Genomic DNA, 26,071 nt, shown 5'->3' on the forward strand with positions numbered 1-26,071 from the left:
AAATTTTGAATGGATTTTTAAAATAGATTTTTTTTTTTTCAGTAAATAGCATTGTGGAAAGTAATCAAAAAAAAAATAAAGCTCAGTTCAAAAAAAGGTAAATGTTTAGTAATTCTTTTGTAAATTGTAGCAATATTTCCCTTTTGTTTAAATATTTACTTTTAAAAAGAGTTCCCATGAAAAATCTAATTTTAATAAGACATGCAAAATCAAATTGGGATACTCCTTTAAAAGATATTGACAGACCTTTAGATCAAAGAGGAATGAAAGATGCCCACTTAGTTTCTTCAAATATTTTAGATTTTATTCCTAAAACATATGTTATTTGGAGTAGTATCGCCAAAAGAGCTTCGGATACGGCGCTGATTTTTGCACAAAATATCTTATATCCCATAGAAAGTATTGTTTATATGAAAGAGCTTTATACTTTTGATGAAAACCAATTAGAGAAAACAATTAAATCATGTAAAAATGAATTTGATAGTGTGATTCTTTTTGGACATAATGCCGCAATTACAAATTTTGTCAATAAATTTGGGGATGTTTTTATAGATAATGTTCCTACATCTGGATTTGTTTTTTTAGAGTTTAATACAAATGATTGGGCTAAAATTAATAGAGGCAAAACAAAAAAAATACTAATACCAAAAGATTTAAAATTAACAGAATAGTGTCAAATAAAAAATATATAGATAGAGAAAAAAGTTGGTTAGCATTTAACGCCAGAGTACTTCAGGAAGCCGCAGATGATTCAGTACCACTTTTAGATAGATTACGTTTCTTAGGAATTTTTTCCAATAATTTAGATGAGTTTTTTAGAGTTCGCTTTGCCGCCATTAGAAGGCTGAGTTTGTCAGGTAAATCAGGTGAGAAAATTTTGGGAGGAATATCAGCCCAACAATTAGTAAAAGAAATTACTGAAATCGTGATTGAACACCAATCCGAGAGTTTAAGAATATTAAAAAGAATCGAAACGGAACTGGAAGCGGAAAATATTTTCATTATCAATGAAAATGAAATTTCAGAAGAACAGGAAATCTTTTTAAAAGATTTCTTTATTCAAAAACTAAGTCCGGAGCTGGTAACGATTATTTTGAATGATTTAGCCGAATTCCCTTTACTTAAAGACAACGTAGGTTATCTAGCGGTAAAATTAGTGATGAAAAAAGATTCCGAAGTACGCTATGCTATTATAGAAATTCCAAAAACGATGAACCGTTTTATTGTTTTGCCTTCAAAGAATGAAAAGCAATATGTTATTTTAATCGACGATGTAATCCGACGCAATTTGAAAAGCATCTTTAATATTTTTGATTATGAAAGCGTTTCTGCCCACATGATTAAAATTAGTCGGGACGCCCAATTAGAAATTGACAGTGACTTGAGTAAAAGTATGCTAGAGAAAATTTCTACCAGCGTAAAAGATAGAAGAATAGGGGAGCCTGTTCGTTTTATATATGATGAATTGATTGAAGAAGATACTCTTGCCTTTTTTCTTGACAAAATGAAAATCGTTTCTACAGATAGTATCATCCCTGGAGGAAGATATCACAACAGAAGAGATTATATGGATTTTCCAAATTTAGGTAGATTTGATTTGTTGTATAAAACCAATGATCCTTTGCCCATTCCAGGCTTAAGTCTAGAAGGAAGCCTTTTAGAAAAAATAAGTGAAAAAGATTATTTATTGAATGCACCTTACCAATCATTTTCCTATCTCACCAGATTTCTGAGAGAGGCAGCTTTGGATCCAAAGGTGACTTCAATTAAAATCACTTTGTATCGATTAGCTAAGAATTCTCAAATTATAAGCTCGCTGATTAATGCGGCCAAGAACGGAAAAAAAGTAATAGTACAAATAGAATTGCAAGCTCGTTTTGATGAAGCCTCTAATATTTCCTATGCTGAGCAAATGCAAACCGAAGGAATTGAATTGATTTTTGGTATAAAAGGATTGAAAGTACACAGTAAAATATGTGTTATTGAAAGGAATGAAAACGGCAAAATAAAACGATACGGCTTTATCTCTACTGGGAATTTTAATGAAACAACAGCCAAAGTGTATACTGATGTGACTCTTTTTACCAGTCATCAGCAAATTTTGAAAGATATTTCAAAAGTATTTGAATTTTTTGATATCAACTATAGGATTCACCGTTACAAGCATTTGATCGTTTCGCCACATTATACCCGAATTAGATTTTACAAATTGATCGAAAGGGAAATCTTGAACGCGCGCGCCGGACGAAAAGCCTATATAAAGTTGAAAATGAATAGTTTGTCTGATTATGCGATGATCGATAAATTATATGAAGCCAGTAATGCAGGAGTGAAAATACAGCTTGAAGTCAGAGGTATTTGTTCCTTGATTCCTGGGGTCAAAGGAATGAGTGCCAATATTGAAGCAATAAGTATCGTTGATAATTATCTGGAACATTCCCGAATTTATATTTTTGCCAATGGCGGTCAAACAGAAGTTTATATTTCATCGGCTGATTTTATGACTCGAAATCTAGACGGAAGAGTCGAGGTGACTTGCCCAATTTACGATCAAGATATTAAAAATGAATTGATTGATAATTTTGATCTGGGGTGGAAAGGAAACGTAAAAGCGCGTTATCATTCGGAAAATTTAGATAATAAATACCGAGAAAGAGGAGAGGAACCCGTTTTTAGAGCCCAATTAGAAACGTATAAATATTATCAAAGAAAGGTTGATTTATTAGATGAAACTTTTTAATAGTTACCATAATATGGTTTTTTTAATATTAAAATAATTACAAATTATAATCAAGAATGATTAAAATAAAAAAATATGCTGCTATTGATATTGGATCTAATGCGATGCGTTTATTGATAGTGAATATTGTTGAGCAAGAGGGAAAAGAGCCCCAATTTAATAAAAGTTCCTTAGTTCGAGTACCCATACGTTTGGGACAAGATGCCTTCACAGTGGGAGAAATTTCACCAGAGAATATTGATAGAATGTGCGATGCCATGACAGCTTTCAATTTACTGATGAAAGTGCATAAGGTTCAGTCTTACAAAGCCTTTGCAACATCGGCGATGCGTGAAGCTTATAATGGGAATGAAGTGGTAGAAATTATAAAAAATAAAGCAGATATAAATATAGAAATAATAGATGGAAAAAAAGAAGCAGCCATAATAGCTTCTACTGATTTATACCATTTACTGAATACTGATCAAACGTATCTTTTTGTAGATGTGGGCGGTGGAAGTACTGAATTCACCTTGTTTTCTAATGGTAAAATTGTACATTCAAGATCATTTAAAGCAGGAACGGTTCGTTTACTGAATGATATGGTTCACGATGTGGTTTGGGCAGAAATTGAAAAATGGATTAAAACAATCACCGAAGATTTTGAGGAAGTGACCTTAATAGGTTCAGGAGGAAACATCAATAAGTTGTTTAAAATGTCGGGGAAAATGCAAGAAAAACCATTGTCCTATATTTATATCAACTCACAGTATGCCTTCTTAAATTCTTTATCCTACGAACAAAGAATTTCTGAGTTAGGTTTAAATCCCGATCGTGCCGATGTAATCATCCCTGCTGTTCGCATTTATCTGAATGCTATGAAATGGAGCGGTGCCCGACAAATTTATGTGCCCAAAATTGGACTTTCGGACGGAATTGTTAAGTCAATGTATTATGGTAAAATTTAATTTTACAGTAAAGGGGGCTATTTTTATGGACAAAAACTAAATCAATAACATGAATAAAAACCGATTGGAAGCTTTTAGTGACGGGGTATTAGCTATTATCATTACCATTATGATATTAGAAATAAAAGTACCTCAAGGCGAAGATTTTAGGGATCTTTTTCCGCTATTTCCAAAGTTTATCAGTTATGTATTGAGTTTTGTTTATGTTGGTATATATTGGAATAATCACCATCATTTGTTGCAGGGACTCACCAAAGTTAATGGTAAGATTCTTTGGGCCAATTTGCATCTTCTCTTTTGGTTGTCCTTAATTCCGGTTTCTACTGGATGGCTTGGAGAGCATTATTTTTCAAAAGCACCCGTGACTTTGTATGGAATTATTCTTTTCATGTCGGCAATTGCATTTTTGATTCTAAAGAATGTAATATTATCTATTGAAGACAAAAAGTCGCTTTTGGCCGAAGCGTTGAGAAAAAATTCTAAAGAAAGATTTTCTCAATTTTTATACTTAGCAGCCATAGTTGTTTCGTTTTTTAATGAATGGATTTCAATTTCAATCTACTTTGTGGTGGCAATTATTTGGCTTATCCCGGACACAAGAATAGAGAAAGTTTTTTTGTCGAAGGAAGAAAAATAGCTTTCATTTTACACACAAAAAACTCTTATATACAATCCAAATGTTGTGCTTCCTAGCACAACGTTTGGATTTTTACTTTTCCTATTTAGTTTTTTATCAAGTATTAGCTATTGATTTTGAATATTTTGAAATAAATTTTTATTTTTTAAATCCAAAAAGTATCCAATCCCGTAAATGCTTTTATATAACTTAAATTAAAAATTTATGAAAACTAGAAAAGTTTTATCAGTAGCATTATTCGCATTAGTATTTGGAGCAACATCATTTGCACAAAAAACAGTTATGGTAGGTGGAGCCGCCATGTATCCATCTAAAAACATTATTGAAAATGCCGTAAATTCAAAAGACCATACTACATTAGTTGCCGCAGTCCAAGCAGCAGGTTTAGTGGAAACTTTGCAAGGGAAAGGTCCATTTACCGTTTTTGCTCCAACAAATGCAGCTTTTGAAAAATTACCAATGGGCACAGTAGAAACCTTATTGAAACCGGAAAATTTAAAAACATTACAAAATATTCTTACTTATCATGTTGTGGCGGGTAAAATGAATGCCGGAGATGTGGCAAAAGCGATTAAAGCAGGAAATGGAAAAGCGATGTTAACAACGGTTAGCGGCGGAACATTGACGGCTTGGATGAAAGGAAAAACACTATACATTACCGATGAAAATGGTTCTATGGCTGCGGTTGCGATTGCTGATGTTAATCAATCCAATGGAGTGATTCATGTTATTGACACCGTTTTGTTACCTAAACAATAGTTTTATAAAAGGTTGAAATTTTTTGTCAATTAAAAAGCCCTGTTCAGTGAACAGGGCTTTTTTTATAATTTTATAATGAAACTTACCTCAAACTTGCTCCAAGTTCTGTTTCAAAATTCTTTTGTAATTTGCTCATTATTTTGTCGATCTGTACATCAGTTAAAGTTTTTGTGCTGTCTTGAATAATGAAACTTAAGGCATAAGATTTTTTTCCATCAGGAAGGTTTTTACCTTCATAAACATCAAATAAATTAATCTCTTTTAATAAACTTTTTTCCGTTTGTCTTGCAATAGCATAAATACTGTCGTAAGTAACATTTTGATCAATTAACAAGGCTAAATCTCTGCGAACTTCCGGGTATTTTGGAATTTCGGTGAATTTTATTTTACTTGTGACTGCTTTCAGAATTAAATCCCAATTAAAGTCAGCATAAAAAACTTCTTGTTTGATACCAAAATGTTTCAATATTGATTTTTTAACAACTCCAAACTCAACTAGAGTATTATGACCGGTTCCTATGGCAATCCCTTCAGAGAAAACATCCGATGAAACGGGAGAGTTTTGTGTTTTTTGAATTCCAAATCTCGAAAGTATAGCATCTACATATCCTTTAAATAAAAAGAAATCAGATGGTTTTTCAGGACTTGTCCAGCTTTCTTGATTTCTATTTCCGGTAAGAAATAAAGTCAGGTGCTTATGTTCTTCAAAGCCAGAAAGAAATTTATGGTAGGTTTTACCAAACTCAAATAATTTTAAATCGCTGTTTTTGCGATTGATATTATATGAAATTGCTTCCAGTCCAGAAAACAATAATGATTGTCTAAGCGTGGCTAAATCATTACTCAACGGATTTAGCATAGTTACATTATGAACTTCTTTTAATGAATCAGAAAGTGTTACATAAGATGCAGTTGTCAACGAATTGGCCATTATTTCATTAAATCCTTGCGAATTTAATTGCGAGGCTACGATATTTTGTATTTTATAATCTTCGTTTCTTGGCGAATTAGAAACCGTAGCATTCAATTTTTTTGAAAACTCGATTTTGTTGTATCCATAGACTCTTAAGATTTCTTCGATAACGTCTATTTCTCTTTGTACATCAACACGATACGAAGGAATGGTTAATCCTAAACCAATTTCTGAAACGCTGTTTACTTTAATGTCAAGTGATACTAATATTTGTTTAATAGTATCTTTAGGTATTTCTTGACCAATAATTTTAGCAACATTGGCAAAATTTAGGAAAACCGAAAAGTCTTCGATTTTCTTTTGATACACATCACTGACATCTGAGGTGATTTCTCCACCAGCGACTTCTTGAATCAATAAAGCAGCACGTTTTAATGCATAAGCCGTGATAGTTGGGTCAATACCTCTTTCAAATCTAAAAGAGGCATCTGTATTTAATTGATGTCTTTTAGCTGTTTTTCGAATGCTAATTGGATTAAAATAAGCACTTTCTAAAAATATAGCATTGGTTTGTTCATTTACACCCGAGTTTTTACCTCCAAAAACACCTGCAATACACAAAGGCCCTTTTTCATCACAAATCATTAAATCTTCTTCATGAAGCGTTCTTTCTACATCATCAAGAGTAACGAATTTAGTTCCCGCAGCGACAGTCTTTACAATTATTTTCCCATTGATTTTTGAAGCATCAAAGGCGTGCAAAGGTTGGCCTAAATCATGCAACACATAATTAGTTACGTCAACAATATTATTTTTAGGAGTGATTCCTATTGCTTTTAGTCGGTCCTGTAACCAGCTTGGTGAGGGTTTTACCGAAATTCCAGAAATGGTAACACCACAATAACGAGGTGCTAAAAGAGGCTCTTCAACATTAGTATCAATTTTCAGCGTTCTCATGTCAACTCTAAAGTTGCTTACTGAAGGAGTGATGAGCTCTGCATTGACTCCATTTTGTAATAAACCAGCTCTTAAATCACGGGCTGTACCTAGATGACTCATAGCATCAGCGCGGTTTGGCGTTAGCCCAATTTCAAATACTTCGTCATTTTCTATTTTGAAAACTTCTGAAGCTTTTGTTCCAGCAACAAGTGAATTATCCAAAATCATGATACCTTCGTGGCTGGTTCCTAAACCTAACTCATCTTCGGCACAAATCATTCCATGACTTTCTTGTCCTCTGATTTTTCCTTTTTTGATCGTAAAAGGGACTCCAGCCTCATCGTATAGTACAGTTCCAATTGTAGCAACGGGTACTTTTTGTCCAGCATCCACATTGGCAGCACCACATACAATCTGTACAGGGACTCCATCACCTAAATCAACGGTGGTTATTTTTAGTCTGTCGGCGTCAGGATGGGGAATACAAGTAAGAACGTGTCCTACCACAATACCTTCTAATCCTCCTTTTACCGATTGGTATTTTTCAACAATTTCTACTTCCAGACCTAAGTCAGTAAGTAGCGCTGCTGTCTCCTCGGACTTCCAATCTATTTTAATGAATTGTTTTAACCAGTTGTAAGATATTTTCATCTGTCAATTTTAATATGACTGCAAATATAAGGATTGCAGTTTGTAGTAAGAAACAATTTTTTTGGTTTTTTCTCGGCTGTTTTCACATGCTAAATAAGCGGTAAAGGCTTCAATTTGTTTGAAAAAACACAAACAGTTAGGTGTATTACTTCGAAATACTGATGTATAAAAAATAATAGGTGTACTATTCGCATTTATAAATATAAAATGAAAGACGAATTAATTTTTTATAACAATTCCTCTACGTGTCTTTTTATGTTTTCAGCCATTTTTGCAGTAGGTAAGTCATTGGCATCGTTGCCAAAAGGATCTTCAATTTCCTCGGCAATCAATTCTAAACTCGCCAAAACATAGAAGATAAAAACGACTACAGGAATGACATAATAGCCCAAGTTGAATACATATCCAAAAGGAAGTGTCATTACATAGAAAAAAATAAACTTTTTCAGAAAAGCACTGTATGAATAAGGGATAGGCGTGTTTTTTATTCTTTCGCAAGCACCACAAATCTCAGTAAAGGATTGAATTTCATGGTTCAAAATGATCAGCTGATCTCCCGTTATTTTATTAACTGAATACAGGTCGTTTATTTTTTGAAATACTATTTTAGCCAATTGGTTAGGCTTGTGTTTGTGATGATCTATTGATAAATGGTCCTCATCAAATAATTGCTTAGCTGTATCGTCATCTTTTAAATGCTTGTTTAAAATAGATGCAAAACTTGGTATTATTTTTCGAAAATAAGCACGATCACTTTCCTCTTTTAAAATAACCGATAGTTTAATGGCTAGATTGCGACTGCTGTTTACTAAACCTCCCCACATTTTACGTCCTTCCCACCAACGATCATAGGCTGTATTGGTTCGGAAAACGAGCAATAATGAAATTACAAAACCAAGCATTCCATGCATAATAGAAATATTTTTCACATGGCTGTCATCCGGTAAATCCCAATATTCAATTTCAAGATAAGCTATAGCAGCTGAATATAACCCAATGAAAATCATCATTGGGATTAATTTTCGAAAGGTATCGGCTTTATGAAAGTGAAAAATAAAAGTAATCCAATCTTTTGGGTTGTATGATATCATTAGAGGCGAAAAGTTTTCGCAAATTTAATTTAAAAATTAATGGTACCAGCTAATTCCTTAAGTGCAATTTCAGATAATTTTGCTTGAAATTGAGCATTACTATAACGCACTTTTGCATTGACATGATTCAATTGGGCTGTTCGAAACTCCAAGGTAGTTATAGTTCCAATGCGAAATTTATCCAATGTAATATCCAGATTTTGTTTAGCTATAGCTTCATTTTTTTCTTCCAGACTAATCAATTCTAAATTGGTTAAATAAGTTTGATAAGCCGTTGATAGCTGAGCATTTAAGGCCAAAGCTTGTTCCTCTATTACTATTTTTGAATTTTCAACCGCAATAGAAGCGATTTTTTCATTTCTGTTTTGGGCAAAACCATCAAATAGATTCAATGTTGCGCTAAAACCATAATTTAAACCTCTAGCTGAGGATTGGGTTGTAAAACCAAGACTAGATTGACTCTCAGAGAAATTGTAACCCGTATTCACTTTTAAAGTAGGATATCTTCCTGCTTTAATTTGTTTCAACTGCAATTCGCTAACTCTTTTATTTATAATTTGAGCTTTTAATTCTGGATTTTGTTTTTCTGCCAAAGCGGTCAATTCGGCAAGCAATAAACCATTGTCCACTACAATTTGATCAGCAACCCTAAATTCTGAGTTGGTTACTCTGGCCAGAATCTGGTTCAACAGAATTTTTGTATTGGCATACAATTCTTTTTGTCGCAATAAGCTAACCTTATCTGTATTTAAATCTACTTGAGCATTCAAAACTTCCAGTTTAGAGGCTTTCCCTATCTTAAAACGATTTTGTGCCAAAGCAAGTCGCTGGTTTGAAATAGCAAGAGTAGAATCTAAAGCCGATAATTGCTGTTGTTGTTGCACCAAGTCAAAATAGATTGAATGGACATCGCTTATTTTGGTAAAAATAGCTAGCTTTAATTGCGCTTCGCCCAGTTTTTGAAGCTCTTTCAATTGGTCTCTTTTGGCAAACATTTTCATCCCGTCAAAGACTGTCCAGTCCAGACTTACCCCATAATTCAAACTATTGTTTTTGGCATTATCTAATTTATTGACTGTGCCATCAGTTCGGGTTTGAGTCAGGTTTTGAATACCGTTATTGTCCACAATCGAGGCAGAAACTTTGGGTAACATTCCCGCATTTCCAGCCGATACATTAGTTTCACTGATTTTTAAATCATTTTTGGCAATTTTGATTTGATAATTGTTTTCCAATGCTATTTTTACGGCCTCTTCTATAGTTAACAGTTCTTGCGCATTACTATTTAAAATACCTAAGAAGAACAAAATGCAACTTTGAAAGACTATTTTAGAATACTTCATTTTATATACTTTCTTTTTCATATTCATTGATGTGTTCAAATTCAGGATGGTGTTTTTTGGCTTTAGACCACATAAAATACAAGGCCGGAATAACGTACAAAGTTAAAACTAAGGAAAAAACCGTACCGCCCACAATTACAACTCCCATTCCCATTCTACTTTTAGAAGCCGCTCCCAGTGACATGGCGATAGGTAAGGCTCCTAATGAAATGGCAAGACTTGTCATTAAAATAGGTCGTAACCTAGCTTCTGATGCTTCTAAAATAGCTTCTAACTTTGGTTTGCCTTGTTCTCGGAGCTGGTTTGCAAATTCGACAATCAGAATTCCGTTTTTAGTTACTAGACCAATGAGCATTACAGTACCAATTTGGCTGAAAATATTCCAAGTCTGGTCAAAAAGCCATAGCGAGAATAAGGCTCCAGCTACTGCCATAGGAACGGTAAGAATAATGATAAAAGGATCAATAAAACTTTCAAATTGAGCGGCTAGAATCAAAAAGATCAATAATAAGGCCAGACCAAAAGCAAAAGCGGTATTGGAACTACTTTCGACAAAGTCTCTGGATTCTCCACCTAAATCGGTTGTAAAAGTATCATCGAGGACTTTGGCCTTGATTTCATCCATCGCCTCAATACCATCATTGATACTTTTGCCTGGAGCGAGACCAGCAGAAACGGTGGCCGACATGAAACGGTTATTGTGATACAGCTGCGGAGGCTTGCTTTGTTCATCAATGCTCACAATATTATCCATTTGAATTAAATCTCCTTTGTTATTTTTTACATACATCGAAGTCAGATCCAAAGGTTTAGAACGGTCTTTTTGATCAAATTGTCCGATAACTTGATACTGTTTCCCGTCTTTCATGAAATAACCAAAACGTTGTCCGCTTAAAGAAAGCTGCAGAGTTTGGGCAATATCGATTACTGAGATTCCTAGACTTTCTGCTTTCTCACGATCTATCGTTACATTGATCTCAGGTTTGTTAAACTTCAGGTTGACATCTGTAATGGAAAAAGTGGGGTTATTGGCCGCTTCCTCCATAAACTGTGGAATTTTTTCTTCTAATTTTTCAAAATTTTGTGTCTGGATGATATACTGTATAGGTAAACCACCACGTCTGTTTACGGCAATGGTCGGCTGCTCTATGACAGAGGTTTTAGCATCGGGATATTGTTTGGTCCAATTGGTCAATTTCCCCGCAATCTCAGCCTGAGAAAGCTCCCTTTCATTGGGTTCTTTAAGTGAGAGTCTGATAAAACCACTATTGACTGACGAAGAACCAAAACCGGGAGAAGTAATTACCAAGGCCACTTTCTTCTGAGGAATAGAGTCTTCTATCAATGTAGAGATTTCTTGCATAAAACGATCGGTGTATTCGTAACTGGAGCCTTCAGGAGCTGTCATTCTGAGAACTAAAGAACTTCGGTCATCATAAGGAGCGGTTTCTTTTTGGAGCAAATTGTAAAAAACAAAAATCAATCCAAAACAAGCAATCAAAATAGGGAAACTCAACCATTTTCGATTCATAAATTGCTTCAATGAACTGGCATAATTGCTGTTTAGCATTTGGAAGTAGGGCTCGGTTTTGATGTAAAACTTAGATTTTTTTTGTTCGCCACCTTTCATTAAATAGGCATTCAGCATTGGAGTTAAAGTCAATGAAACAAAGGCCGAAATCAATACGGCAGCACCAATGACAATACCAAATTCCCTGAAAAGACTTCCTACGAAACCTTCCAAGAAAATAACCGGTAAAAATACTGCCGCTAAGGTTATCGAAATGGATATTACCGCAAAAAAGATTTCATTAGAACCTTTGATGGCTGCCTCAATGGGAGACATGCCTTCTTCGACTTTTTTGAAAATATTCTCGGTTACTACAATTCCGTCATCAACAACCAGCCCTGTTGCCAGAACAATAGCCAATAAAGTTAATACATTGATTGAAAAACCAAAAAGCCACATTATAAAGAATGTTGCAATCAAGGATACCGGAATATCAATTAATGGCCTGAAAGCGATGGCCCAGTCTCTAAAAAACAAAAAGATAATTAGGATAACCAAAACGATCGAAATTCCCAAAGTTTCAGCCACTTCTATAACCGATTTTTTGACAAAAATAGTACTGTCAATGGCTATATTTAATTTGATGTCTTTAGGTAAGTCCTTTTTTAAAGCCTCAAATTGCTTGTAAAAAGCCTTAGAAATATCTAAATAATTGGCACCGGGAAGCGGTACAATGGCAACACCCACAAGCGGCGCTCCTGATTCGCTCATTTTAGTTTCGGTATTCTCAGGGCCAAGGCTTGCATTGCCAATATCGCTGAAGCGGACTATTTTTTCTCCTTCGGAACGAATGATAATATTATTGAATTCCTCGGCTGTAGCTAAATTTCCAACTGTTTTTACAGTCAATTCCGTATTATTTCCGGTCAATTTTCCCGAAGGCAATTCTACATTTTGTTGGTTTAATGCGGCTCTTACTTCTGCCACAGTGCAACCGTATGAAGCTAATTTTACAGGATCAATCCATAAGCGCATTGCATATCTTTTTTGTCCCCAAATTTGGACACCGCTTACTCCGGGAATGGTTTCCAGTCGTTGGGAAATAACGTTTTCGGCATAATCACTCAGCTCTAATTGGTTTCTGGTATCACTTTGAACCGTCATTGAGATGATGGCATCACTATTGGCATCAGCCTTAGAAATTACAGGAGGAGCATCAATATCCTGCGGCAGACTTCGAATGGCTTGTGAAACTTTGTCACGAACATCATTTGCTGCTTCTTCAAGATCTTTATCCAAATTAAATTCTACGGTAATAGAACTACTCCCTTGCGAACTGGACGAAGTAATGTTCCGAATTCCATCAATAGAATTGATTGCTTTCTCCAGTGGTTCGGTAATTTGGGACTCAATAATATCCGAATTGGCACCCGTATAATTAGTTCGAATTGAAACCTGAGCGGGATCTATCGAGGGAAATTCTCTCACACCGAGGTAGGTGTATCCAATGATCCCGAACAACACAATTGACAAATTCATTACGATTGTCAATACGGGTCTTTTTATGCTTAAGGTAGATAAACTCATTTTGATTTTTTATTGCTGATTTGAGATTAAAATGGCCGATAGGAATTTAAATATCCAAAATCTATTGTACTGTTACCTTTACCGGTGCTTCATTTTTTAAAGACATTACTCCAGTTGTAATAAGCGTATCACCCGCTTTAAGACCTGACAATACTAATAATGAGGCGTCTGTTCTGGTGGCTGTTTCGACCATAATTTCCTTGGCTTTTCCAAATTCAGAAATAAATACTTTTTTTCCATTTTGAACCGGAATTACCGCTTGCGAAGGAACTACAATGGCATCTTGAATAATGTCTAAAGGCAATTCTACATTGGCAAAAGTTCCCGGCAATAGTTTACCGTTTTTGTTGTCAGCAATAGCACGCAGTTGCAAAGTTCGGGTGCTAATTTCAACTGCTGGTTCAATGGCATAAACTTGGGCTGTATACTTTTCAGAGGAACCGGCAACTGAAAAACTTAAATTAGTATTGTTTTTAATTTGATTGGCATATTTTTCAGGAATAGAAAAAGTAATTTTTAGCTTGCCAATATTGACTAATTTTGCCACTAAAACCGCTGGAGTTATATAGGTTCCCACCGAAATGGTGCGCAATCCTATTTTGCCCGAAAAAGGAGCTCTTACCGCTGTTTTGGCTATCTGGGCTTTAATCAACTGACTTTGTGCCTTTGTTGAAGCATGTTCAGCTCTGGCTACATCATATTCTTCTTGACTGATGGCTTCTTTTTGTAATAAAAGCTTGGCTCGTCTTTCATTTTCGGAAGCGAGACTTTCTTTGGTATTGGCTTGACTCAGCTGCGCTCTCAATTCCAAATCGTTTACCTTAAAAAGTAATTGGCCTTTAGTAACCAAACTACCTTCTTGAAAATTAATACTTTCTACAATTCCAGAAACTTCAGACCGAATCTCTACTTGTTCATTGGCTTCAATAGAACCCGATAGTGAGAGAATATTATCAAAATTTTGGGTTTTTAAAACAATTCCGCTAACTCTGGCAGCCTTGCCTTTGGCTGATTTATCTTTACCTTCATTAGACTCACTTTTATTTTCGATGATTCTATAGGTGATAAAAGCACCGAAACCAACAATTAAAACAGTGTATATAAAGTATTTTATTTTCATAGTTATTGGGTAAAGTAGGATTTAGTATTTATAAAATTATGTTAAAAACAAATTTAGGTTTTACATTTGGAAATATGGGAAACGTTAATTTTTATTTAACGTTTGTACATACAACTATTTTTTATAGTTAGCATAAAAAACTCCTAATCTTACACCTTAATGATGATTAGGAGTATTAAAAAAAAATTAAAACCAACCAATTTAAGTATGCCAAAGCATAAAACTCACAAATTAGATACTATAAAACAATAAAGGTTTAATGAAGTAATCAAAAAAATACAGAAAAAATATAGAAAAAAATTAACTGATATAGTTCCAGATGTTTTTCTTTTTGGTGAGTTCAATATAAACAGCTCTTAAATTGGCGTGTTCTGGTTTTTGTAAGGGTGCATCAGCGCTAAGAATCTTCTGGGCATGTTCTCTGGCTAAAGCTAAAATATCCCTGTCTCGCACAATATCGGCGATTTGAAGGTTGAGTACGCCACTTTGTTGGGTACCCATGAGGTTTCCAGGTCCTCGAAGTTTCAGATCGACTTCGGCAATTTCAAAACCATCATTGGTTCCCACCATGGTTTCCATGCGGGTTTTGCTGTCAGAACTTAATTTGTGACTCGTCATCAGGATGCAATAACTTTGATCGGCACCACGACCCACGCGACCTCTTAATTGATGGAGTTGCGAAAGACCAAAGCGTTCCGCACTTTCAATAATCATTACCGAAGCATTGGGCACATTTACGCCCACTTCAATCACGGTGGTAGCGACCATAATATTGGTTTTTCCTTCCGCAAATCGTTTCATTTCAGCATCTTTATCTGCTGGCTTCATTTTTCCGTGCAAAATGGAAATCGAGTATTGAGGTAAAGGAAAATCACGAGAAATACTTTCGTAACCGTCCATTAAATCTTTAAAATCCATTTTTTCCGATTCCTGTATGAATGGATAAACAATGTAAATTTGTCTGCCAATAGCAATTTCGTCTCGAATGAATTTCCAAACTTTCAGTCGGTTGGAGTCAAAACGATGCACCGTTTGTATGGGTTTTCGTCCCGGAGGCAGTTCGTCAATTACCGAAATATCCAGATCACCGTACAAACTCATCGCAAGTGTTCTGGGAATAGGGGTTGCGGTCATCACCAAAACGTGGGGCGGAATGGCATTTTTTTTCCATAATTTAGAGCGTTGCTCGACACCAAAACGATGTTGCTCGTCAATCACTGCTAAACCTAAATTTTGGAATTTTACTTTGTCTTCCAGTAGAGCATGTGTACCAATTAGTATTTGTAAAGTTCCATTTTCCAGTTCTTCGTGGATTGTTTTTCGAGCTGCAGTTTTACTGGAACCCGTGAGTATTTTTATATTTATATTCAGCTTATTAGCTAATTCTGAAAGACCTATAAAATGTTGATTTGCCAAGATTTCAGTAGGAGCCATTAAACAGGCTTGGAAACCGTTGTCTATTGCCAAAAGCATGCTCATAAAAGCCACAATGGTTTTTCCTGAACCTACATCACCTTGCAGTAACCGGTTCATCTGAGCATTACTACCCATGTCAGCCCTTATTTCTTTAATCACTCTTTTTTGGGCTCCCGTGAGTTCAAAAGGCAGGTGATTTTGATAAAATTCATTAAAAAACTCCCCCACAACTGTAAAAGGATGTCCTTTTATTTTATGCTTCTGAATCAGGTTTTTCATGATCAGTTGCAGTTGAATAAAAAACAGTTCTTCAAACTTTAAACGAAATTGGGCTTTCGCCAAAGCTTCGGCGCTTTTAGGAAAATGGATGTTGAATAAAGCAGCATTTTTTGGAATCAGTTGCAATTGTTGGATCAAGTACTCAGGCAAAGTCTCTGTAAACAAGGCTTGCGTTTCCAGAAACAACTGCTGCATCATTTTGTTGATGGTTCGGTTTGAAATCCCGCGATTGCTTAGCGTTTCTGTCGAAGGATAAACGGCCTGCATGGCCGATCGCAAACTTTGCTCGTGTTCGCTTAGTAATTCAATTTCGGGATGTGCCATATTGTACATGCCGTTGAACGAAGTGCATTTCCCAAAAATCACACTAATTTCATTGATTTTCAAGGATTCTCGAACCCATTTATGTCCTTGAAACCACACCAATTCCATCTGGCCGGTATCATCCACAAAAGTGGCTACGAGGCGTTTTCTGCCTTTGGCAAACTCAACCGTTTTTACATTGATAATTTTGCCAATAATTTGTACTTCGGCTGCATTATTCTGCAATTCGTTTATTTTGTAATAACGGGTTCGGTCAATGTAGCGGTTGGGGTATAAATTGATAAGATCTCCGTACTTATGTATCCCCAATTCCTTGCGCAGCAATTCGCCCCGATTGGGACCAACGCCTTTGAGGTATTCGATAGGAGTAAGTAGGAGGTTGTTCATTTTGTCTTTTCGGAAAATAGAGTAAAAAGAAATAGGATATAGACGTGCAAAGTCTTTTTTTCGTTCTGTTTTTCTTTTCTCTCTTTAAAAAGCGAAGATAGTTTTTTGTTTGGGATTTTGGAAATCGGATAAATTTTAGAAAGAAACTTTTTTATATCTAGAATTAATTTTATCTGATTTTAAATTTTATCATCTGAATTCAATCTTAAAAAATAAGCTGTATTTTTGAAAAATAATATTGGTAATAAGACTTTGGATGATTTATTTTTTAATTAATCACACCAAAATAAAAAGGAATCTACATTATAACAAATTGAAATAAACTAAATTTATGATTGCGCCAGAAAAGCATAGAAGGGAAGATGAAAGAATCAAATTTTTAGAATCCTATTCTATATTGGATACACTTCCAGAAATTGATTATGATAATTTAACAGCAATTGCAGCCGAAATATGTGGCACCCCAATTTCTCTTATTAGTTTAGTGGATCAAGATCGGCAATGGTTTAAGTCTCATCACGGTCTGGATATTTCCGAAACACCTAGAAATTTCTCCTTTTGCGGCCATGTGATCAATGAACCGGATAATGTCTTTATAGTTGAAGATAGCAGGCAAGATGAGCGCTTTCATGACAATCCAATCGTTTTAGGAGAGCCAAAAGTGATCTTTTATGCAGGAATTCCTCTAATTAATGAAAAGGGATTACCAATTGGATCGTTTTGTGTAATTGATAATCAACCAAAAACATTAAGTCAAAATCAAATCAGTTCTTTAAAAGCACTTTCTGATCAAACCATGAAATTATTGGAATTGAGATTGAAAACGGCTGAATTGAAAAATACAATGGTAAAACTTGAAAAGAAAAATGAAGAGTTAGAACGATTTGCCAAAATTGCAGCTCATGATTTAAAATCGCCATTAGCCAATGTATCGGGACTTGCTGAATTTTTTATTGAAAATTATAGCTCATCTATAGACGAAGAAGGACAAGAAATTATTCACTTAATTAAAAGTTCTTCTGACAAGTTGAGACAAATGATTGATGGTTTGCTTGAGTACAGTAAAACGGATCATATGTTAACAGAAAATGAAAGAGAAATTAATTTTCAAATTTTAATAGATGAGATTTCAAATCTTTTTATTTTTAAAAATAATTGTTCTATTACATTCAAATCAAGTACAGATTCCATAAAAACAAATAAAACAGCTATAGAACAAATATTGATTAATTTGATTGCAAATGCTATTAAATATAATGATAAAGAAATTGCTGAAATTGAAATTGAATTATTGGAAGAAGAATCTTTTTATAAAATTTCGGTAAAGGATAATGGTCCAGGTATTTTAAAAGAAGATTATAAAAGAATTTTTCAGTTATTTGAAGTCGTATCAAATCAGGATCGTTTTGGAGAAAAAGGAAGCGGAATAGGACTTGCTACTGTCAAAAAAATAGTTGAAGAGTTAGGAGGTACCATTTATGTTGAATCTGAAATGGAAAAAGGATCAAAATTTACTTTCACCATAGCGCGTTAATAGACTAGATTACCAAATAGCACTATTTTTCAAGACAATTTCGCAAATAAATAATAGAACTCACCGAAGTCATTTGACTTTGGTGTTTTTTTTATAATAATATCGACTTAAAAGCCTGGTAAACTGTTGTTTATTAGTATTATTTTTTTAGTATAGCTTTAGTTCTAAATTTACTTAGCAAATTAAAAACGATAAGACGATGGCAAGAGTAAATACCTATCTCAATTTTCCTCGTAAAACTGAGGAAGCTTTTCTTTTTTACAAATCGGTCTTTGGAGGTGAGTTTAGCGGTGGCGGAGTAGCTCGTTTCAGCGATATTCCATCGATCGAGGGAGCTCTACCGATTGCTGAAGAAGATAAAAACCTCATTATGCATATCGAATTACCTCTGATTGGTGGTCATATCAATCTTGGAGTTCTTTTTTTGCAAAAGCATATTCTTCTAAGTAATATTGCTTCTAACAGCGATATTGTTAATTATCGTCAAATTTAGCGATAATTAACAGTATCGTTATATTTGACGATAAATTTAGTATCTTGCTTTAAATTTTTAAAGTATGAAAGCAGTAATTACCGGAGATGTTATCAATTCGAGGAAAGTAGCATCAGCTTTATGGATGACTGATTTAAAGGCCGTTTTAGATAGCTATGGAAAAGAACCAAAGGATTGGGAAATTTACAGAGGCGACAGTTTTCAGCTTGTTGTAGAAGCCGTTGATGCACTCGAAATCGCCTTTGTAATCAAGGCTACAGTCAAACAACATAAATTGCTTGACGTGCGGATGGCAATAGGAATAGGCACTATTGATTATAAAACCCATAAAATAACAGAGTCGAACGGAAGTGCTTTTGTAAATTCAGGAGAATGTTTTGAAGGTTTAAGAAAACAAACTTTAGGGATACAAACACCTTGGCCTGTATTTGATAAAACATTTAACCTTATTTTACAATTAACGGCTATGTTTTCAGATAATTGGACGAGTACATCAGCCCAAATTCTGAAAGAGGCATTACAAAATCCAACTATTAATCAAAATCAATTAGCAAGTGTTTTAAACAAAAAAAGCCAAAGTTCAATAAGTGCTTCCTTAAAAAGAGCGGGCTATGAGGAGTTGAAAAATGTGATTGCATTTTATAAACAAGAAATTGAAAAACAATGGTAGAATTATTTTTAATGCTCATTCTGGCACACTTAATTGGTGATTTTTTATTTCAACCCACCGCTTGGGTCAAAGATAAAAAGAAGCGTAAACTGAAATCAAAATACCTGTATTTTCACGTTGGATTACATTTTTTATTGTTACTGTTTACAACTCAATTCAATAGACACTACCTGTTTGCTATTATCCTGATTGTTTTGAGTCATTTTGTCATTGATAGTGTCAAACTATTTTTCGAGAAAAAGAAAACGACAAAGATTTGGTTTTTTGCAGACCAGTTTATGCATTTTGGAGTTATTGCCGCTGTGGTCTATTACTATTATCCGTATCAAATACCATTTGAGATATTGTATTCTTCTAAAAGTTTGGCCTTATTAACGGCATTAATACTGGTAACCTATGTGGCTGCAATTGTTTTAAAACTAATGCTGTCAAAATGGAGTGTGCCAATAGCTAAAAAAAATAATAATGACACTAATAATGCAGGGAAATATATTGGGATTCTCGAACGACTGTTCATCTTCTTTTTTGTGCTGATTGATTTCTGGGAAGGAATTGGTTTTTTATTGGCAGCCAAATCCATTTTTAGATTTGGAGATCTTAAGGAATCCAAAGATGTAAAACTGACCGAATATATCTTGATTGGAACTTTGTTGAGTTTTGGACTGGGAATCCTTTGCGCTATACTCTATAAACAGTTTGTGTTCTTTAATTGAAAAATAACTGCTAATTCTTTGGTTCACTTCTAATATTCATTGAACATTAATATAAAACCGAAAAATCAGCAGCTGTATTAAAATCTTATTTTTCTATTAAATCACAATACCAAAATCCGTAATCAAAGGCATCAGTTGCGCTGGTGTCACAGGCGGTGTTAGAGGAATCCTCTTTTGGTTTCTCGTATTTGCGATATACGATTTCACCAACCTCAAAATCAATTGGTCGGGAGAAAATAGGCCCGTCAAAAGTGAAGGTATGAAATTCGCCATTTTCTCCGCATACATCTAGATTTTCGGGCAAATCGTCAATAAAATTCTGGTCAATAACGCGACCAACAAAGCTTTTATCTAGGAAACGCTCATTTACACAAACCACTATAGTTTTAAATCCCAGGTTTATGAATTCCTGTATCAAGTCGGGAGTCGGGATTTTCCAAAGCGGAAAAACGCCTTCGAAGCCTATCTCGGCTAATTTGTCTTCTCTATATTTGCGTAAATCTTCCAAGAAAATATCTCCAAAAATGGAATGGCTGACACCTTGGTCTCTTAGTTTTTCAAGTGTTTGCTGCATCATTTTTTCATAAACTTCCATCGTGGGCATTTCCGGAATCTGCATAATTTCTAGCGGTAAACCAATACTTTTGGCTTGTTTTTCTAATAATTCTACCCGCACTCCATGCATCGAAATACGCTGGAATTGCTGGTTTACACTAGTCATGAGACAGCTGATTTCGAATTCGGGACTTTGTAAAATTTTATATAAGGCCAGAGCAGAATCTTTGCCACTGCTCCAGTTAAATAAGGCTTTCTTTTTCAATGCTATTCTTTGATTTTTTCGGAGGTAAACTTACAAAATTACTTCTATTTGTTTATGAAATCGTTGTAACTTTGAAAAACACAAAAATGTTATGAATGGCCTTGTTTAAAAATAGATACAAAACAGAGTCGAATAGATTGAAAAATTGGGATTATTCCCGTGAAGCGATCTATTTTATTATATTGGTCACCCAAAATAGAGAATGTATTTTTGGTGCCATTGAAGCCGGTAAAATGATATTGAACGCAAATGGAAAAATCATTGAAACGGAATTATTGAAATCAATTGTAATACGGGAACATTGGTTTTTTCATAATTGGATCATTATGCCCAATCATATTCATTTGTTGATTGAAATTGTATCGCCTATACAGACGCATGATGTGGAGGCACCCGATACAGAGACGCACAACGTAGAGACGCACTGCAGTGCGTCTCTACAAACGATATTATCCCGTAAGCCCAATTCTATTTCATCATTTGTGGCAATTTTTAAATCGGTTACAACCAAACAAATTAATTCGCAACACAATATAGACGCATTGCAGTGCGGCTCTACAGAATTCCAAAATAAAATTTGGCAATCCAATTATCACGATCACATCGTTCGAAACGACAATTCGTTCGAAAAAATATACCATTACATAAAAAATAATCCTAAAAATTGGAATATGGATTCCATAAATTCCTATTAGAATGAAATATCTTTTTCTTTTTATTTCCAGCTTTATTTTCGCCCAACAAACACAATCGATTGATTTCGTATCAGTTTTAGGTAAAATAGCGATAAATCCAACGACTAAATCCGTTTCGGGAGCTGTAAATTATGATTTTGTGGTTTTGAAACCCATTGATACCATTAAAATTGATGCGCAAAATATGGATTTTTCGGAGCTGAAACTGAATGGGAAAAATATAAATTATCAGAATACCGGAAAGGAATTGCAAGTGATTTTTCCGTTTAAAAAAGGGAAAAACAGCCTTACATTTCACTACAATGCATCGCCTAAACAAACCTTATATTTTGTAGGTTCAACCGCCACTGATGACTTGCAAGTTTGGACCCAAGGTCAGGGAAAATATAGTAGTCATTGGTTTCCAAGTTTTGATGATGTGAATGAGAAAGTGATATTCAATTTGGAAATTACTTTTGACAAAAATTACCAAGTAATTTCAAATGGTAGTTTGCAATTTAAGTCGGACTTGGATGGACTTTCAGTTTGGAGCTATCGAATGCAAAAACCGATGAGTTCTTATTTATTGATGCTTGCCATTGGAAAATTTGAACAAAATATAGAAAAATCAAAGACTGGAATTCCTTTAGAAATGCATTTGGAACCAAAAGATTTAGCCAAATTAGAGCCGACTTATCGCTATTCAAAAAGAATGTTTGACTTTTTAGAGAAGGAAATTGGAGTGAAATATCCTTGGAAAGTTTACAAACAAATTCCCGTTCGAGATTTTTTGTACGCTGGCATGGAAAATACTTCTGCAACGCTATTTTCAAGTAGGTACGTTGTTGATTCTATAGGTTTTGAAGACCGCAATTATATCAATGTCAATGCGCACGAATTAGCTCACCAATGGTTTGGAGATTTGATCACTGCTCAAAGCGGTAAGCATCATTGGCTGCAGGAAGGTTTTGCAACCTATTACGCTTTGCTGGCCGAAAGGGAAATCTTTGGAGAGGATTATTTTTATTCCAGATTATACGAATCTGCTCAACAAATAAAATATGCTTCGCGAACAGATACGATTCCTGTTTTGAATGAAAAAGCAAGTTCATTGAGCTTTTATCAAAAAGGAGCTTGGACCTTGTTTGCTTTACATCAGGCAATAGGAGACAAGGCATTTAAAAAAGCGGTGCGTAACTATTTAAAAAAACATGCTTTTAAAACGGTTAAAACTCAGGATTTTTGGGATGAAATCAATAAAATATCGGATTTTGATACCAATAATTTTAGCAAAATTTGGCTTGAAACCACTGTTGTTAATAATCATGAAATCAATAGATTGCTTTTGAAAAATAAAACAATGAAGTTTTTGTACGAAGTGGAACAGCTAAAGAAAAAAACACTGGAAGAAAAAGAGGTTTTTTGTACAGAAATTTTAAAATCGAAGGCTTATTTCACTGTAAAAGAAGCAGTGGTTAATCAACTAAAAAGTGAAAAATTCGAGGCAAAAAAAGCATTACTTCAATTGGCATTGGAAACCAAAAACATCCAAGTTCGTCAGGCAGTAGCTGCTTCATTATCAAAAATTCCACTAGAATTTAGAGTCCAATATGAAAGTTTACTAGACGATAATTCTTATCAAACACGAGAAATAGCTTTGTATTATTTATGGGCTAATTTTCCGGAATTCCGTATTGATTATTTGGATAGATCAAAAGATTGGATTGGTTTCAACGATTTTAATCTAAAAACGCTATGGTTATCTTTGGCGATTTCGACCCCAAATTATACAGCTGACAAGGAAAAACTTATAAATGAATTGGTTTTGTATTCGTCACCGGCTTATGAGGCGATTACAAGACAAAATGCATTGGAGAAACTCGTTAGTTTTAAATTGATAGACGACGTAGTTTTGAAGAACCTAGTCAATGCCACTACGCACCATATGTGGCAATTCTCTAAATATGGAAGGGACACGATTCGGACTTTGTTAAAAATCGAGGAGTGGAGAACTTCATTTGAACGTATTTTGCCTGATTTGAATGAAAAAGAACAATTTCAATTGAATAGATTGTTAAATTAGACTTATATTTAATTGGTTTTAAACTAGCTGTTTAATGGTTTCTGTTTGATTTTTATAAAATAGTTATGAAAGCATTGGTAATTTCTGGTGGCGGTAGTAAGGGCGCTTTTGCTGGAGGTGTGGCTCAGTATTTATTGCAAAATAAAAATAAAAATTATGATCTTTTCATTGGAACTTCAACCGGAAGCTTGCTTATTCCTCATTTGGCTTTAGGGAAAATTGATAAAATTTATACTGTATTCACAGATGTTAATATGGCTAAAATATTTGATGTTAATCCTTTTATCGTTAAAAATAAAAACGGAATTGACACTGTAAGAATTAATCATTTTAATATGATCAAGCAGTTTTTTAGAAGGAGAAGAACCTTTGGTGAAAGTAAAAGGTTGCTTAATTACATCAAAGAGAGCTTTACGATTGAAGATTTTGATCAATTAAAGGCACTACAAACAGATATAGTGATTAGCGTTACTAATCTTTCTAAAAATAGAGCCGAATATAAATCAATTCATGATTGTAACTATGATGAATTTTGCAATTGGATTTGGATTTCGAGTAACTATATTCCCTTTATGAGTTTGGTTTCGATCAATGGATTTGATTACGGCGATGGGGGATTTTCGAGTTTGGTTCCTATTCAACAAGCTATTATTCGCGGTGCTACCGAGATAGATGTGATTGTTTTGGAAACCGAAAAGACAACCGATAAAATTGCCATCGGAAAAAATCCCTTTTCACTATTGATTGATTTATTCCGAATTGAATTAGATCAAATTGAAAAGCATGATATCTTGTTAGGAAAACTAACCGCAGCTGATAATAATGTAAAATTAAATATTTTCTACACGCCTATAGAACTGACGCACAACGCTCTGGTTTTTAATAATGATAAAATGAAAGAATGGTGGAAAAAAGGCTTTGAATACGCTCACAATAAAAGCGAACCTAAAGAAAACCTCATTTGATTTTACCACAGCTGTCCTACTTCGTTTTTTATAAAAGCCAAAGCAGCACTGCTTGGAGACGGTTTTTCCAATAAATCAGCAATAACTAATTCCCGCAAACCATCAGCAGATTTTACTTTCTCGTTTCTGGCAGCTAGTCGAATCATTTGGATAGTAGCGTTTTTTGCCGTTACAATGATGGACCAACATTCGTCAGAAATGTAAACTTGTTGGGCTAAATTATGTTCAAATTCTTGTTCAATTTGTGCAATTACAAAATTTTGGTATTCAGTTTTATCATCAGAAATTGGATTGATACGCACCATTAATTGTGAAGGATTGATGCGTTCCATCAACAAAGTCAATCGCTCATAAGCTTGCAAACGAAGCGGTAATGTGGCTGATTGATTGTCTTTTTGCAACAACCATCGTCGGGTGTTTTGCTGGTCTTTAAAATGAGAATTAAATAAAAAGTAAGCGACGCTACCTGTGATTAATGAAGGTAGGGAATAAGCTATTATTTCAACGATAGTTGTAGAATCCATTAGTTTTAAATTTTGAAAAGCAAAAATATACTTTTTGCCGATAAATTTACATGAATTATGATTGAAAGTACGATTGGAGTGGTATTTTTGCAAAAATATTTTAGCCCTTAAAATATTTAATTTTTATTGACCATTCAATGGATACTTATATCATTATTTTTCTTTGCCTTGCTGCTTTTGCCGCTGGATTTATTGATGCTATTGTCGGTGGCGGCGGACTTATTCAAACACCGGTAGGCTTAATTTTATTGCCTAATTTACCCGTTTCAACAGTTGTTGGAACTTTAAAAATACCAGCATTTAGCGGAACTTCATTCGCTGCTTTTCAATACCTGAAAAAGGTAGATATGAATTGGAAATTATTGTTTATCATGATGGGAGTAGCTTTGCCTTCCGCTTTTTTGGGCTCTACTTTGTTGACTTATATGAGCAATGATTTTATGAAGCCCTTATTGCTTTTTGTCCTTTCGCTTTTAGCGATTTATACCTACGCCAAGAAAAATTTCGGACAACATGTGGAACGAAATATTTCTGAAAGAACACAAATTTTAAATGCAATACTAATCAGTTTTGTGGTTGGTTTTTATGATGGATTTATTGGTCCGGGAACCGGGAGTTTTTTTGTGGTGGCTTTTATTGCCTTAATGGGGTTTGATTTTCTTCATGCTTCTGCAAATGCTAAAATGGTCAATCTGGCGACTAATTTTGGATCGATCTGCTTGTTTATGATCAAAGGAAAAATCATTTGGGCTATCGCTTTACCCATGGCTGCGAGTAACGCTCTTGGCGGATGGATTGGCGCTAAACTGGCTATTTCTAAAGGAAACGGCTTTATTCGAATTTTCTTCTTGGTGGTTGTCGTTGGGACTTTGATTCGTTTTGCTTACGATGTCTTTTTTAAATAAGATTAATTGCTGTTTTTAATTCTGTTTAAGAACTTTCTAATTCTTAA

Annotated in this window: 21 protein-coding genes; 13 read left to right on the forward strand and 8 right to left on the reverse strand. The window is 34.5% G+C overall.

The features are described from left to right. Window positions 1-176 precede the first annotated feature (176 nt). From LNP19_RS11780 to LNP19_RS11800, 5 genes are all read left to right on the forward strand, one after another. Window positions 177-671 (forward strand): SixA phosphatase family protein, encoded by a 495-nt coding sequence (locus LNP19_RS11780; RefSeq protein ID WP_230062106.1) that lies wholly within the window; start codon window positions 177-179, stop codon window positions 669-671. Beyond that, a complete protein-coding gene (gene ppk1 / locus LNP19_RS11785) occupies window positions 671-2,740 on the forward strand; it encodes a polyphosphate kinase 1 (RefSeq protein ID WP_230062107.1) in 2,070 nt (689 codons plus the stop codon). The genes LNP19_RS11780 and ppk1 overlap by 1 nt, the downstream gene beginning before the upstream one ends. A gap of 56 nt (window positions 2,741-2,796) precedes the next feature. Further along, on the forward strand, window positions 2,797-3,687 hold the full coding sequence (locus LNP19_RS11790; RefSeq protein WP_230062108.1) for a Ppx/GppA phosphatase family protein: 891 nt from the start codon (window positions 2,797-2,799) through the stop codon (window positions 3,685-3,687). Window positions 3,688-3,736: 49 nt separating this feature from the next. Then, entirely contained in the window at window positions 3,737-4,324 is a 588-nt protein-coding gene (locus LNP19_RS11795; protein ID WP_230062109.1) for a TMEM175 family protein, read from the forward strand. 204 nt (window positions 4,325-4,528) lie between these two features. Further along, window positions 4,529-5,083, forward strand: coding sequence for a fasciclin domain-containing protein (locus tag LNP19_RS11800; protein ID WP_230062110.1), 555 nt, complete (start codon window positions 4,529-4,531; stop codon window positions 5,081-5,083). Between the two features lie 82 nt (window positions 5,084-5,165). Here LNP19_RS11800 and pheT read toward each other — a convergent pair whose 3' ends face one another. The 6 genes from pheT to recG form a co-directional block, all read right to left on the reverse strand. Further along, a complete protein-coding gene (gene pheT / locus LNP19_RS11805) occupies window positions 5,166-7,586 on the reverse strand; it encodes a phenylalanine--tRNA ligase subunit beta (RefSeq protein WP_230062111.1) in 2,421 nt (806 codons plus the stop codon). A gap of 227 nt (window positions 7,587-7,813) precedes the next feature. Next, the gene (locus tag LNP19_RS11810; protein ID WP_230062112.1) at window positions 7,814-8,677 is read right to left on the reverse strand and encodes a bestrophin family protein; all 864 of its coding nucleotides are present in this window, start codon (window positions 8,675-8,677) and stop codon (window positions 7,814-7,816) included. Between the two features lie 29 nt (window positions 8,678-8,706). After that, window positions 8,707-10,047, reverse strand: coding sequence for a TolC family protein (locus tag LNP19_RS11815; RefSeq protein ID WP_428979029.1), 1,341 nt, complete (start codon window positions 10,045-10,047; stop codon window positions 8,707-8,709). Continuing rightward, window positions 10,022-13,117, reverse strand: coding sequence for an efflux RND transporter permease subunit (locus LNP19_RS11820; RefSeq protein ID WP_230062114.1), 3,096 nt, complete (start codon window positions 13,115-13,117; stop codon window positions 10,022-10,024). The genes LNP19_RS11815 and LNP19_RS11820 overlap by 26 nt, the downstream gene beginning before the upstream one ends. Window positions 13,118-13,178: 61 nt before the next feature. After that, window positions 13,179-14,237, reverse strand: coding sequence for an efflux RND transporter periplasmic adaptor subunit (locus tag LNP19_RS11825; RefSeq protein ID WP_230062115.1), 1,059 nt, complete (start codon window positions 14,235-14,237; stop codon window positions 13,179-13,181). Window positions 14,238-14,537: 300 nt separating this feature from the next. Then, the gene (gene recG, locus LNP19_RS11830; protein WP_230062116.1) at window positions 14,538-16,643 is read right to left on the reverse strand and encodes an ATP-dependent DNA helicase RecG; all 2,106 of its coding nucleotides are present in this window, start codon (window positions 16,641-16,643) and stop codon (window positions 14,538-14,540) included. Window positions 16,644-16,974: 331 nt separating this feature from the next. On the opposite strand from recG, the gene LNP19_RS11835 reads away from it, so the two are divergent. The 4 genes from LNP19_RS11835 (at window position 16,975) to LNP19_RS11850 (ending at window position 20,053) form a co-directional block, all read left to right on the forward strand. Beyond that, window positions 16,975-18,177, forward strand: a complete 1,203-nt coding sequence (locus LNP19_RS11835; RefSeq protein ID WP_230062117.1) for a sensor histidine kinase — start codon at window positions 16,975-16,977, stop codon at window positions 18,175-18,177. 199 nt (window positions 18,178-18,376) lie between these two features. Then, entirely contained in the window at window positions 18,377-18,670 is a 294-nt protein-coding gene (locus LNP19_RS11840) for a VOC family protein (protein ID WP_230062118.1), read from the forward strand. Window positions 18,671-18,734: 64 nt separating this feature from the next. Continuing rightward, complete coding sequence (locus LNP19_RS11845; RefSeq protein ID WP_230062119.1) at window positions 18,735-19,340, forward strand: transcriptional regulator; 606 nt, start codon at window positions 18,735-18,737, stop codon at window positions 19,338-19,340. Then, entirely contained in the window at window positions 19,334-20,053 is a 720-nt protein-coding gene (locus LNP19_RS11850) for a DUF3307 domain-containing protein (RefSeq protein WP_230062120.1), read from the forward strand. Before LNP19_RS11845 ends, LNP19_RS11850 begins: the two co-directional genes overlap by 7 nt. Window positions 20,054-20,138: 85 nt before the next feature. Here LNP19_RS11850 and LNP19_RS11855 read toward each other — a convergent pair whose 3' ends face one another. Beyond that, window positions 20,139-20,873, reverse strand: a complete 735-nt coding sequence (locus LNP19_RS11855) for a Dph6-related ATP pyrophosphatase (protein ID WP_230062121.1) — start codon at window positions 20,871-20,873, stop codon at window positions 20,139-20,141. A 95-nt stretch (window positions 20,874-20,968) separates the two neighbouring features. Here LNP19_RS11855 and LNP19_RS11860 point away from each other — a divergent pair, with 95 nt between their 5' ends. The 3 genes from LNP19_RS11860 (at window position 20,969) to LNP19_RS11870 (ending at window position 24,595) form a co-directional block, all read left to right on the forward strand. After that, the gene (locus LNP19_RS11860; protein ID WP_230062122.1) at window positions 20,969-21,568 is read left to right on the forward strand and encodes a transposase; all 600 of its coding nucleotides are present in this window, start codon (window positions 20,969-20,971) and stop codon (window positions 21,566-21,568) included. 1 nt (window position 21,569) lies between these two features. Continuing rightward, the gene (locus LNP19_RS11865; RefSeq protein WP_230062123.1) at window positions 21,570-23,630 is read left to right on the forward strand and encodes a M1 family metallopeptidase; all 2,061 of its coding nucleotides are present in this window, start codon (window positions 21,570-21,572) and stop codon (window positions 23,628-23,630) included. Between the two features lie 65 nt (window positions 23,631-23,695). Next, entirely contained in the window at window positions 23,696-24,595 is a 900-nt protein-coding gene (locus LNP19_RS11870) for a patatin-like phospholipase family protein (protein ID WP_230062124.1), read from the forward strand. 2 nt (window positions 24,596-24,597) lie between these two features. Here the strand turns inward: LNP19_RS11870 and LNP19_RS11875 are convergent, their stop codons facing one another. After that, a complete protein-coding gene (locus LNP19_RS11875; protein ID WP_230062125.1) occupies window positions 24,598-25,119 on the reverse strand; it encodes a DUF7935 family protein in 522 nt (173 codons plus the stop codon). A gap of 137 nt (window positions 25,120-25,256) precedes the next feature. Between LNP19_RS11875 and LNP19_RS11880 the strand changes: the two genes are divergently transcribed. Next, window positions 25,257-26,024 carry a sulfite exporter TauE/SafE family protein gene (locus tag LNP19_RS11880; protein WP_230062126.1) on the forward strand — a complete coding sequence of 256 codons (768 nt, stop codon included), beginning with the start codon at window positions 25,257-25,259 and terminating at the stop codon, window positions 26,022-26,024. Window positions 26,025-26,071: the final 47 nt, after the last annotated feature.

It is taken from the genome of Flavobacterium acetivorans, assembly GCF_020911885.1.
Classification (GTDB): domain Bacteria; phylum Bacteroidota; class Bacteroidia; order Flavobacteriales; family Flavobacteriaceae; genus Flavobacterium; species Flavobacterium acetivorans.

Coding starts and splice junctions, on each gene's coding strand:
- LNP19_RS11835 (WP_230062117.1), top strand. CDS start 16,975: ATGATTGCGCCAGAAAAGCATAGAAGGGAAGATGAAAGAATCAAATTT.
- LNP19_RS11820 (WP_230062114.1), bottom strand. CDS start 13,117: ATGAGTTTATCTACCTTAAGCATAAAAAGACCCGTATTGACAATCGTA.
- LNP19_RS11850 (WP_230062120.1), top strand. CDS start 19,334: ATGGTAGAATTATTTTTAATGCTCATTCTGGCACACTTAATTGGTGAT.
- pheT (WP_230062111.1), bottom strand. CDS start 7,586: ATGAAAATATCTTACAACTGGTTAAAACAATTCATTAAAATAGATTGG.
- LNP19_RS11780 (WP_230062106.1), top strand. CDS start 177: ATGAAAAATCTAATTTTAATAAGACATGCAAAATCAAATTGGGATACT.
- LNP19_RS11845 (WP_230062119.1), top strand. CDS start 18,735: ATGAAAGCAGTAATTACCGGAGATGTTATCAATTCGAGGAAAGTAGCA.
- LNP19_RS11840 (WP_230062118.1), top strand. CDS start 18,377: ATGGCAAGAGTAAATACCTATCTCAATTTTCCTCGTAAAACTGAGGAA.
- LNP19_RS11815 (WP_428979029.1), bottom strand. CDS start 10,047: ATGAATATGAAAAAGAAAGTATATAAAATGAAGTATTCTAAAATAGTC.
- recG (WP_230062116.1), bottom strand. CDS start 16,643: ATGAACAACCTCCTACTTACTCCTATCGAATACCTCAAAGGCGTTGGT.
- LNP19_RS11800 (WP_230062110.1), top strand. CDS start 4,529: ATGAAAACTAGAAAAGTTTTATCAGTAGCATTATTCGCATTAGTATTT.
- LNP19_RS11865 (WP_230062123.1), top strand. CDS start 21,570: ATGAAATATCTTTTTCTTTTTATTTCCAGCTTTATTTTCGCCCAACAA.
- LNP19_RS11880 (WP_230062126.1), top strand. CDS start 25,257: ATGGATACTTATATCATTATTTTTCTTTGCCTTGCTGCTTTTGCCGCT.
- LNP19_RS11860 (WP_230062122.1), top strand. CDS start 20,969: ATGGCCTTGTTTAAAAATAGATACAAAACAGAGTCGAATAGATTGAAA.
- LNP19_RS11790 (WP_230062108.1), top strand. CDS start 2,797: ATGATTAAAATAAAAAAATATGCTGCTATTGATATTGGATCTAATGCG.
- LNP19_RS11870 (WP_230062124.1), top strand. CDS start 23,696: ATGAAAGCATTGGTAATTTCTGGTGGCGGTAGTAAGGGCGCTTTTGCT.
- LNP19_RS11795 (WP_230062109.1), top strand. CDS start 3,737: ATGAATAAAAACCGATTGGAAGCTTTTAGTGACGGGGTATTAGCTATT.
- LNP19_RS11875 (WP_230062125.1), bottom strand. CDS start 25,119: ATGGATTCTACAACTATCGTTGAAATAATAGCTTATTCCCTACCTTCA.
- LNP19_RS11810 (WP_230062112.1), bottom strand. CDS start 8,677: ATGATATCATACAACCCAAAAGATTGGATTACTTTTATTTTTCACTTT.
- LNP19_RS11825 (WP_230062115.1), bottom strand. CDS start 14,237: ATGAAAATAAAATACTTTATATACACTGTTTTAATTGTTGGTTTCGGT.